The following is a 9,908-nucleotide window of genomic DNA, read 5'->3' on the forward strand; positions in this document are numbered from 1 at the left end:
TGGTCGGCCACGTTCAGCGCCATGTTGGCGTTCTGCTCCACCAGCAGCAGCGTGGTGCCGCGCTCGCGGTTGATGCGGATGACGATCTCGAAGATCTCGCGCGTCAGCCGCGGCGAGAGGCCGAGGCTCGGCTCGTCGAGCAGCATCACCTCGGGCGCCGCCATCAGCGCGCGCGAGATCGCCAGCATCTGCTGCTGGCCGCCCGAGAGCAGCCCGGCGTCCTGCTTCGCCCGCTCGCGAAGGATGGGGAAGTAGCCGTAGACCGTCTCGATGTCGCGCGCCACGCCGTCGCGGTCTTTCCGCGTGTAGGCGCCCATCAGCAGGTTGTCGTGCACCGACAGCAGCGGGAACACCTCGCGGCCCTCGGGCACGTGGCTGAGGCCGCGCTGCACGATCAGCGCCGGGTCCTGCGCCGTGATGTCCTCGCCCTTGAAGGTGACCGTGCCCTTGGTCGGGTCGAGGATGCCGGAGATGGTCTTGAGGATGGTGGTCTTGCCCGCGCCGTTGCTGCCCAGCACGGTGGCGATCTGGCCCTTCTTCACCGTCAGGCTGACGCCGCGGATCGCGCGGATCGGCCCGTAGCTGCTCTCGACATTGGCGAGTGCGAGCACGTCGGTCATGCCGCCTTCCTCCGCAGGCTCTCCACGTCGCCGGCCGAGCCGAGGTAGGCCTCGACCACGCCCGGATGGCTCTGCACCTCGGCGGGCGTGCCCAGCGCCAGCACCTCGCCCTGGTTCATCGCCAGCACGCGGTCGGACACCTTGGAGACGAGTGCCATGTCGTGCTCGACCATCAGCACCGTGACGCCGAGCTCGTCGCGGATGTCGCGGATCCAGAAGGCCATGTCGTCGGTCTCCTCGACGTTCAGGCCCGACGAGGGCTCGTCCAGCAGCAGCAGCTTCGGCTCGGTGCACAGCGCGCGCGCCAGCTCCACCACCTTGCGCACGCCGTAGGGCAGCCCGGCCACCAGCGAATCGCGGTGCTTCTGCAGTTCGAGCAGGTCGATCACCTCCTCGGCCTTGTGGCGGGCGCGGATCTCCGCGTCGCGCGTGGCGCGGGTGAAGAACAGCTGGCTCCAGAAGCCGGTCTCGCGGTGCACGTGGCGGCCGATCAGCAGGTTCTGCAGCACGGTGGCGTGCTCGAACAGCTCGATGTTCTGGAAGGTGCGCGCGATGCCCAGCTGCGCGATCTCGTGCGGCGCATGGGCGAGCAGCGGCGTGCCGTCGTATTCGATCGAGCCGGACGTCGGCGTGTAGATGCGGCTGATCAGGTTGAACACCGTCGTCTTGCCGGCGCCGTTCGGGCCGATCAGCGTGAACACCTCGCCGCGGTGCACGTCGAAGCTGACCTGGTTGACCGCCAGCACGCCGCCGAAGCGCACGCTGATGTCACGGGCCGAGAGCAGCACGCCAGTCGTCATTTGAGCCGCTCCGACTTCTGGAACGACTTCTGCCGCTTGAACATGCCGCGGCGGTAGAACGGGAACAGCTGGAACCAGGTTCGCAACTTCAGCCAGCGGCCGTACAACCCGAGCGGCTCGAACAGCACGAAGGCGATCAGCACGCTGCCGTAGACTACGCCCTGCAGGCCCGGCGCCAGCGCGATCGCATCGGGCAGGTAGTCCTTGGCCAGTGCGATGGCCTGCGGCATGGTGATCAGGAAGATCGCGCCGAGGAAAGCGCCATGCACCGAGCCGAGGCCGCCGATCACGATCATCAGGATCAGGTCGATCGACTGCAGCACGCCGAACTGGTCGGGCGAGATGAATTTCAGCTTGTGCGCGTACAGCGCACCACCGACGCCGGCCAGCGCCGCCGAGATGGCGAAGGACATCGTCTTGAAGCGCGCGAGGTGGATGCCCATGCTCTGCGCCGAGATCTCGGAATCGCGGATCGCCACGAAGGCGCGCCCGGTGGGCGAGCGCAGCAGGTTGAGGATGGCCAGCGTGGCGATCACGGTGATCACCAGGCACAGGTAGTAGAACGGCTCGCCGGACTCGACCGTCCAGCCGAACAGGCTCGGGTCCTTGACGTGCTTGCCGGCGTTCCCGCCGGTCACGCTCTCCCAGCGCGCGAACACTTCCTCGACGATGAAGCCGAAGGCCAGCGTCGCGATGCCGAGGTAGATGCCCTTCAGGCGCAGTGCCGGCAGGCCGACGATGACGCCGACCAGCGCCGAGATGCCGGCCGCCGCCACCAGCGCCAGCGGGAACGGCACGCCCGCGCCGGTGAGCGCCGCCTGCGTGTAGGCGCCGACGCCGAGGAAGGCCGCATGGCCGAGCGAGAACTGCCCGGTGAAGCCCGACAGCAGCATCAGCCCGAGCCCGACGATGGCGTAGATCAGGATGAAGGTGACCTGGGCGAGCCAGTACTCCGAGACGATCCAGGGCGCGAGCAGCATCAGCGCCATCAGCGCCGAGTACCAGAACACGTGCCCGCCGTGCTTGGCCAGGCGGATGTCCTGCTCGTAGTTCGTCTTGAAGATGAAGCGCATGCGCTCTCGTGCTTTCTGGTCAGACCTTCTTGCGCAGCTTCTCGCCGAACAGGCCGTTCGGGCGGACCACGAGCATCACCAGCACCACCACGTAGGCGGCGATGTCCTTGAAGCCCTCGGGCAGGTAGAAGCCGGACAGCGCCTCGACCAGCCCGATCACCAGCCCGCCAACGATCGCGCCGGGCAAGCTGCCGAAACCACCGACCACCGCCGCCGGAAAGGCCTTCAGGCCGATGAAGCCCATGTTCGCGTGCACGAACGTGATCGGCGCGAGCAGCAGGCCGGCCACCGCCGCCACCGCCGCCGCGAGGCCCCACACCAGGCCGTTCAGCCGCTTGACCGGGATGCCCATGTAGTAGGCGGCGAGCTGATTCTGCGACGAGGCCTGCATCGCCACGCCGAGCTTGGTGAAGCGGAACATCGCATACAGCAGCGCGCTGAGCAGCGCCGTGGCGGCGATCACCACCATCTGCTCGACGTTGAGCACCAGCGCGCCGACCGTCCAGGCCTGGTCCTTGTAGGGCACGGGCAGCGTGTGCGTCTCGGTGCCGATGGTCGGGATCATCGTGATCAGCCCGCGCGTGACGTAGCCGATGCCGATGGTCAGCATCACCACCGAGAAGGCCGGCTGGCCGAGGATCGGGCGGATCACCACGCGCTCCAGACCGATGCCGAACAGCGCCATCGCGGCGATCGAACTCAGCACGGCGAGCCAGAACGGAAAGCCGAGCACCGTCATCAGCGCCAGGCCGCAGAACGCGCCGAGCATCATCAGCTCGCCCTGCGCGAAGTTCACCGTCTCGGTGGCCTTGTAGATCAGCACGAAGCCCAGCGCAATCAGGCCGTAGATGCAGCCTTGCGCGATGCCGCTGATGATGATCTGCAGGAGCTGCAAGCCCGGTCTCCGCTGGAGGCTACTGCCGGCGGCGATTCGCACCTCCGGTCGGCCCCGGTTGTATGCGAACGGCAAATCCGCAAGTGATCGGACAAACCCGGGCGCACAGTCACCTGCGCGACACGGCGCCCTCGGTCGACGGCATGTCCGAAAACGGCGAGCAGCATGCTCCGCGCTGCCTATCATCCCTGGCATGACGCTCGATGCCGACGCTGCCTACCAGGCCCTCGCCGCCCGCGATGCGCGCTTCGACGGGCGCCTGTTCGTGGGGGTCACCTCCACCGGCGTTTACTGCCGGCCGATCTGCCGCGTGCGCACGCCGCTGCGGCGCAATTGCCGCTTCTTCGAGACGCCGGCGCAGGCCGAGGCAGCGTCTTTCCGGCCCTGCCTGAAGTGCCGGCCGGAGATCGCGCCGGGCGCGGGCCTGCCGTGGAGCGTGATGGACGCCTCGCGCACGCTGGCCCGCCAGGCGGTGCAGGAACTCAACGCGCAGGCGGCCAGCGGCGAGGCAGCCTCGCTCGCCGCGCTCGCGCAGCGGCTCGGCGTGAGCGATCGGCATCTGCGTCGCATCTTCCTCGCCGAGCAGGGCGTCACGCCGATGCAGTACCTGCAGACGCGGCGCCTGCTGCTGGCCAAGCAACTGCTGACCGACAGCGCCATGCCGGTGGCGCAGGTGGCGCTGGCCAGCGGATTCCGAAGCCTGCGCCGCTTCAACGCCGCCTTCGCCGAGCACTACCGCATGAGCCCGAGCCGGCTGCGCGGCGATGCGGAGCGTGACCCCGTTACTTCGTCGCCGCTCGACGCGGTGAGCATCACCCTCGGCTACCGCGCGCCGCTGGACCATGCCGCGCTTCTGCGCTTCATCGCCCAGCGGGCGATCCCCGGCATCGAGGAGGTCGAGGGACTCGCCGTGCGCCGCACGGTGCGCGCCGGCGTGCTCGGCGAGACGGCCGGTTGGCTGGAGGCCCGCTTCGAGCTCGAGCGCGACCGCGTAGAGCTTCGCTTCGCGCCCGCGCTCGCCGCTGCCAGCGCACGTGTCGCCGCGGCAGCGCGGCGCTGGCTCGACCTCGATGCGGCACCGGCGCACATCGACGCCGCGCTGGCCGGCCTGCCCGGCGCCCCCGGCATCCGGCTGCCGGGCAGCCTCGACACTTTCGAGCTGGCGGTGCGCGCGGTGCTCGGGCAGCAGGTCACGGTGGCCGCGGCGCGAACTTTGGCGCGGCGGCTGGTCGAGGCCTTCGGCACCGCCGTGGCCAGCCCGTGGCCGCAGTTGGATCGGCAGTTCGTTGCCCCCGAGCGGCTGGCCTGCGCCAGCGTGGCCGAGATCGCCGGCCTGGGCATCGTGCGCCAGCGCGCGCAGGCACTGCTCGCGCTGGCCGACGCCTGGCCCGGCCTGGAGACGCTGATGACACCGGCCACCGCACCCGAGGACTTCATCGCCGCCCTGTGCGAACTGCCGGGCATCGGGCCGTGGACGGCGCACTACGTGGCGATGCGCGCCCTCGGCTGGCCCGACGCCTTTCCGCCGAACGACGTGGCCGTGCTGAAGGCCATGCAGCGCCTGCACGGCCTTGCCGGCCAGCGCGCTGCCGATGCCCACGCGCAGGCTTGGCGGCCCTGGCGTTCCTACGCCGTGCTGCGCCTGTGGAACAGCCTGGAGACTCAGACATGAACAAGCTCGCCGAGACGCTCAACGCCCGCTGCACCGCGCAGCGGCTGGTCGACACGCCGCTGGGCCGCGTGCGCATCGCACGCACCGCACGCGGCCTGGCCGGCCTGTGGTTCGAGGGCCAGAAACACCACCCGGGCGAGCTGGAGGCTCCGCAGCGGGCCGACGATCCGCTGCTGCGCGAGGCGGCGCGCCAGCTCGACCAGTACTTCGCCGGCGAACGCCGCGACTTCGAACTCCCGCTGGACCTGCAGGGCACGCCGTTCCAGCAGGCCGTCTGGCAGGCGCTGCAGCGCGTCCCGGCTGGCCACACCTGCAGCTATGGCGAGGTGGCGCAGGCGCTGGGTGCCCCCGCGGCGGTGCGCGCCGTCGGTGCCGCCGTGGGGCGCAACCCCGCCTCGCTGCTCGTACCCTGCCATCGCGTGCTGGGCCGCGACGGCTCGCTCACCGGCTATGCCGGCGGGGTGGAACGCAAGCAGGCGCTGCTCGCCCTGGAGCTGCGCGAGTGAAGACCCCCGACCTGGGCGAACTCGTCGCGCTGGCAGCGATCTGGGGCGCCTCCTTCCTCTTCATGCGGCTGGGCGCCGGCGAGTTCGGGCCGGTGGCGCTGTCGGCGGTGCGCGTGGCCGGCGCGGCGCTGGTGCTGCTGCCGCTGCTGCTGTGGCGCGGCCAGTGGGGCGAGCTGCGCCGCCACTGGCGCGCCATCTTCCTGGTCGGCATCACCAACTCGGCGCTGCCCTTTCTCTTCTTCAGCTACGCGGCGCTGGGCATCAGCGCCGGGCTGTCGTCGATCTTCAATGCCTCGTCGCCGCTGTGGGGCGCGCTGATCGGCTGGTGGTGGCTGCGCGACCGGCCGACCGCGCCGCGGGCACTCGGCCTGGCCATCGGCTTCGCCGGCGTGATCGGCCTGGCCTGGGAGAAGGCTTCGTTCCAGCCCGGCGGCTCGGGGTGGGCCATCGTCGCGTGCCTGGCCGCGGCGATGCTCTACGGCCTGTCGGCCAACTTCACGAAGAAGCGGCTGCAGGGCGTCGCGCCGATGGCGGTGGCGGCCGGCAGCCAGCTCTCGGCGGCACTGGTGCTGGCCGGGCCGGCGCTGCTGTGGTGGCCGGCTTCGATGCCGTCGGCGCGGGCTTGGCTGATGGTGGCGCTGCTGGCACTGCTGTGCACCGGCCTGGCCTACCTGATGTACTTCCGGCTGATCGCCCACGTGGGCGCGGCCAACGCGATCGCGGTGACCTTCCTGATCCCGGCCTTTGCCGTGCTGTGGGGCTGGCTGTTCCTCGGCGAACCGCTGACCGCCGCGATGGCCGCCGGCTGCGCGGTGATCCTGTTGGGCACCGCGCTGGCCACCGGGGTGATCACGCCGCGCCTGGCGGCGGCCCGGCTCAGGCGGTGACGCCGTCGCGCGAGGTACGCCGGGCTGCCAGGAAGCCGGCCATGTGCTGCGCGATGCGCTCGGCCGCCTTGCCGTCCCACAGGTCGGGTGCACGGCCGCGCTTGCCGCCGTTGAAGATGCAGTCCCACACCGCTCGGGTGGCCAGCGACTTGTTGCGGCCCACCACCTGGTTGGAGCCGATCGTCGTGGTCAGCGGGCGCTCCTGGGCCACGCCGAGCGTCAGGCAGGGCACGGCGAGGATGGTGGTCTCTTCCTGCACGTTCCAGGAATCGGTCAGCACGCAGGTGGCGTTGGACATCAGCTGGACCAACGACGGATAGCTCTGCGAGGGCAGCGTGGCGATGCGCTCGCTGGCCACCACGGCGTCGAGCTTGAACTTGGCCATCAGTTCGCGGGTGCGGGTGTGCATCGGCCAGATCAGCGGCACGTCGTGCGCGACCGCCCGCAGGATGTTGATCAATTCCGACAGCGCCTGGCGGTCGCCCACGTTGGCCATGCCGTCGAGCACGACCACGCCGTAACCGTTGCGGTCGCTGAGCAGATTGGCCGGCAGGCCGAGGCGCTCGCGCGGGTTGGGCGTGGCCAGGCGGGTGCGCAGCGCCACCTGCAGCGCGTCGGCCAGCGTGTTGCCGACGAAGCGGATGCGATCGGCCGCCACGCCCTCTTGCGCCAGTTGCTGGTTGGCCTGCGACTCGGTGGTGTAGAGCACGTCGGCGAGCTGGTCGGCCAGGCGGCGGGTGATGTCGGCAGCATCGGTGGTGGTGCCGCTGCGCAGCCCCGCCCCCACGTGCAGCACCGGCAGGCCCTTGCGGCTGGCCACCAGCCCGCAGGACAGCGCGGCATCGCTGCCGTCGAACACGATCACCGCCGCAGGCTGGCAGTGGTCGACCACGAATTCGAAGCGCTTCATCAGCTCGGCCGCCCGCCCGGCATAGGTGCCGCCGGCGATGCCGAGGTTGACCAGCCGGCCGGCCACGTCGAGACCGGCGAACATCTCCCGATGACGCTCGAAGGCGCTGTTGGCATAGCAGCGCACCAGCAGCGTCACCGGCAGATCGGCCTGGGCCGCGATCGCGTGCATCAGCGCGGCAGCCTTGACATGCTCGCCCTGCCCGCCGACCACGCACAGCAACGGCCGCGACTCGCCGCCGTTGCGCAGCGTCGGCATGGCGGGCTCCTGCCCGTCGCTGGCGGGTTCCGCATCGACGTCGAGTTCCAGGTCGACGCTGGTCGGGGGGGGTGCCGCGGGCTTCTTCGCGCGCGCAGCGGGCGACGCCCTTTCCGCCTTCTGCTCTGCCGGGGGCGGCTCGACCGGCTCGATCAGGTGGATGTCCACCGCCGGCCCGGCCGCGACGGGCTCGCCCGGCGCCACCAGCGGCTCGCCCTTGGCCGGCGGCGCGGCCACCACCTCGTCGAGCACGGGCAGGGGGGCACCGGCCGGCGCGGGCACCGGCGAGGTGTCGCCGATCTCCGCCCGCAGGTCGGTCGCGATCTCGGCCACGGCGGCCGCGTCGATGGTGGTGCTCTCGCTGAGGAAGCGCGAAAGCATCAGCCGGTTGCACAGCAGGTTGATCCGCCGCGGAATGCCACCCGTCCAGCGATGGATCTCCTCGAACGCGCCCGGCTCGAAGCGGGGCGTGCCCTTCCATCCGACCAGCCCGAGCCGGTGCGTGATGTAGGCGCCGGTCTCGTTCACGCCCAGCGGGCCGAGATGGCACTGCACCACCACGCGCTGGCGCAGTTCGATGTGGTCGCCCGAGTTGACGATGTCGCGCAGTTCGGGCTGGCCGACCAGGCAGATCTTCATCGGAATGCGCGTCGGCGAGTGCCCCTTCTCCAGCCCCAGCAGCCAGTGGAAGGAACTGCGATCGAGGTTCTGCGCCTCGTCGACGATCAGCACCGCGCGGCGACCTTCCTTGGCCATGGCCAGGAGAAACGATTGCAGGGCCTTCTCGACATCGGCGGAGGCGTCGCTGTCCACCGCGATGCCGAAGGCCAGCGCCACGGCGCGCATCAGTTCGGCTGCCTCGAGCTGCGTCGACAGCACCTGGCCGACCACGAGTTCGGACGACTCGAGCTCGGCCAGCAGCGTGCGCACCAGCGTCGTCTTGCCGGCGCCGATCTCGCCGCTCACCACCACGAAGCCGTTCGGCTCGGCCAGCCCGCGGCGCAACGCCTCCAGGGCCTCGTGGTGGCCCCGGCTGTCGAAATAGAAGTTCGGGTCGGGGCTGAGCTGGAACGGCGGCCCGCTGATCCCGAAGTGGGTCTCGTACATCCGGCGAGTATGCCCCGCCCGATGGCCGGATCCGCCCTCTCGAACCTAAGCCGGCACGGCGAAAGCCCGCACCGCCGTGACTTTGAAACCGGGAATCTTGCCGAAAGGATCGAGCGCCGATCCGGTCAGCTTGTTCGCGGCCGCTTCCCAGTAGGCGAAAGGCACGAACAGGTGGCCCGGGTTGACCGCACGCGTCACGTCGGCCACGCCTTCGATCTCGCCGTGGCGCGACTCGACCCGGATCGCCGCGCCGTGCCGAACGCCCAGCCGCTGCGCGTCGTCGGGATGGATGCTGATCGTCGGCACCGGCGCCAGCGCGTCCAGCACGCCGGAATGGCGCGTCATCGCGCCAGTGTGCCAATGCTCGAGCACACGGCCGGTGGAGATCACGAACGGATAGTCGCGGTCTGGCTGCTCCGGACCGGCGGCGAAGCGGGCCGGCACCAGCGTGGCGCGCCCGTCGGCCGTGGGGAAGCGGTCGACGAAGACCACCGCATGGCCCGGCTCGTCTTCGCGCTCGGCCGGCGTCACCACCGCGTCCTCGCGCACCAGGCGGCTCCACGGCACGCCGGCCAGAGGCTCCATCACCGCGCGCATCTCCTCGTAGACACGCGCCACCGGCGCCTCGGCTGCGGCATGGCCGTCGCCGTCCTCGTCGCGCCAGTAGGCCCAGGGCAGGCCCAGGCGGCGGCCGATCTGCTCGATCGCCCACAGGTCCTGGCGCGCCTGGCCGGGCGGGTTCAACGCCGGGCGGCCGACCTGGATCAGCCGGTCGGTGTTGGTCACGCTGCCCCACTTCTCGGCGAAGGCCGAGGCCGGCAGCACCACGTCGGCCAGGATCGCCGTCTCCGTGGCGAAGATGTCCTGCACCACCAGGTGCTCCAGCCGCGCCATCGCCGCGCGCGCATGGTCGAGGTCGGGGTCGCTCATCGCCGGGTTCTCGCCCTCCACGTACATGCCGGTGATGCGTCCGGCAGCCGCCTCCTTCATGATCTCGACGACCGTGAGCCCTGCCTCTTGGCCCAGCGGCGTGCCCCACAGCGACTCGAACTGAGCGTGCACGTCGTCGCGCACCACGCGCTGGTAGTTCGGGTACATCATCGGAATCAGGCCGGCGTCGCTGGCGCCCTGCACGTTGTTCTGGCCGCGCAGCGGGTGCAGCCCGGTGCCGGGCCGAGCG

At 70.7% G+C, this 9,908-nt stretch carries 9 protein-coding genes; 3 read left to right on the top strand and 6 right to left on the bottom strand.

The annotated features are described in order from the left end of the window. The 4 genes from AB7U92_RS14470 to AB7U92_RS14485 form a co-directional block, all read right to left on the bottom strand. Positions 1-620 (bottom strand): ABC transporter ATP-binding protein (locus AB7U92_RS14470; RefSeq protein ID WP_428578041.1); only part of this gene is annotated, 620 nt, incomplete at its 3' end. Beyond that, on the bottom strand, positions 617-1,420 hold the full coding sequence (locus tag AB7U92_RS14475; RefSeq protein WP_428578044.1) for an ABC transporter ATP-binding protein: 804 nt from the start codon (positions 1,418-1,420) through the stop codon (positions 617-619). The genes AB7U92_RS14475 and AB7U92_RS14470, both read right to left, overlap by 4 nt. Then, positions 1,417-2,493, bottom strand: a complete 1,077-nt coding sequence (locus AB7U92_RS14480) for a branched-chain amino acid ABC transporter permease (RefSeq protein ID WP_428578047.1) — start codon at positions 2,491-2,493, stop codon at positions 1,417-1,419. The genes AB7U92_RS14475 and AB7U92_RS14480 overlap by 4 nt, the downstream gene beginning before the upstream one ends. A gap of 19 nt (positions 2,494-2,512) precedes the next feature. Beyond that, entirely contained in the window at positions 2,513-3,388 is an 876-nt protein-coding gene (locus AB7U92_RS14485) for a branched-chain amino acid ABC transporter permease (RefSeq protein WP_428578049.1), read from the bottom strand. A gap of 193 nt (positions 3,389-3,581) precedes the next feature. Here AB7U92_RS14485 and AB7U92_RS14490 point away from each other — a divergent pair, with 193 nt between their 5' ends. The 3 genes from AB7U92_RS14490 to AB7U92_RS14500 are packed head-to-tail and all read left to right on the top strand — an operon-like array spanning position 3,582 to position 6,453. Continuing rightward, positions 3,582-5,060 carry a DNA-3-methyladenine glycosylase 2 family protein gene (locus tag AB7U92_RS14490; protein ID WP_428578052.1) on the top strand — a complete coding sequence of 493 codons (1,479 nt, stop codon included), beginning with the start codon at positions 3,582-3,584 and terminating at the stop codon, positions 5,058-5,060. Continuing rightward, positions 5,057-5,566 carry a methylated-DNA--[protein]-cysteine S-methyltransferase gene (locus AB7U92_RS14495; protein WP_428578055.1) on the top strand — a complete coding sequence of 170 codons (510 nt, stop codon included), beginning with the start codon at positions 5,057-5,059 and terminating at the stop codon, positions 5,564-5,566. Before AB7U92_RS14490 ends, AB7U92_RS14495 begins: the two co-directional genes overlap by 4 nt. After that, the gene (locus AB7U92_RS14500; protein ID WP_428578058.1) at positions 5,563-6,453 is read left to right on the top strand and encodes a DMT family transporter; all 891 of its coding nucleotides are present in this window, start codon (positions 5,563-5,565) and stop codon (positions 6,451-6,453) included. Before AB7U92_RS14495 ends, AB7U92_RS14500 begins: the two co-directional genes overlap by 4 nt. Here AB7U92_RS14500 and AB7U92_RS14505 read toward each other — a convergent pair. Both AB7U92_RS14505 and AB7U92_RS14510 read right to left on the bottom strand, forming a co-directional pair. Beyond that, positions 6,443-8,728, bottom strand: a complete 2,286-nt coding sequence (locus tag AB7U92_RS14505) for a UDP-N-acetylglucosamine 2-epimerase (protein WP_428578061.1) — start codon at positions 8,726-8,728, stop codon at positions 6,443-6,445. The genes AB7U92_RS14500 and AB7U92_RS14505 overlap by 11 nt on opposite strands. 45 nt (positions 8,729-8,773) lie before the next feature. Then, positions 8,774-9,908, bottom strand: a 1,135-nt coding sequence (locus tag AB7U92_RS14510) for a molybdopterin oxidoreductase family protein (RefSeq protein WP_428578063.1), incomplete at its 5' end; no start/stop codon positions are given.

Origin of the sequence: Piscinibacter sp. (assembly GCF_050175855.1) — a bacterium.
Classification (GTDB): Bacteria; Pseudomonadota; Gammaproteobacteria; order Burkholderiales; family Burkholderiaceae_C; genus Piscinibacter.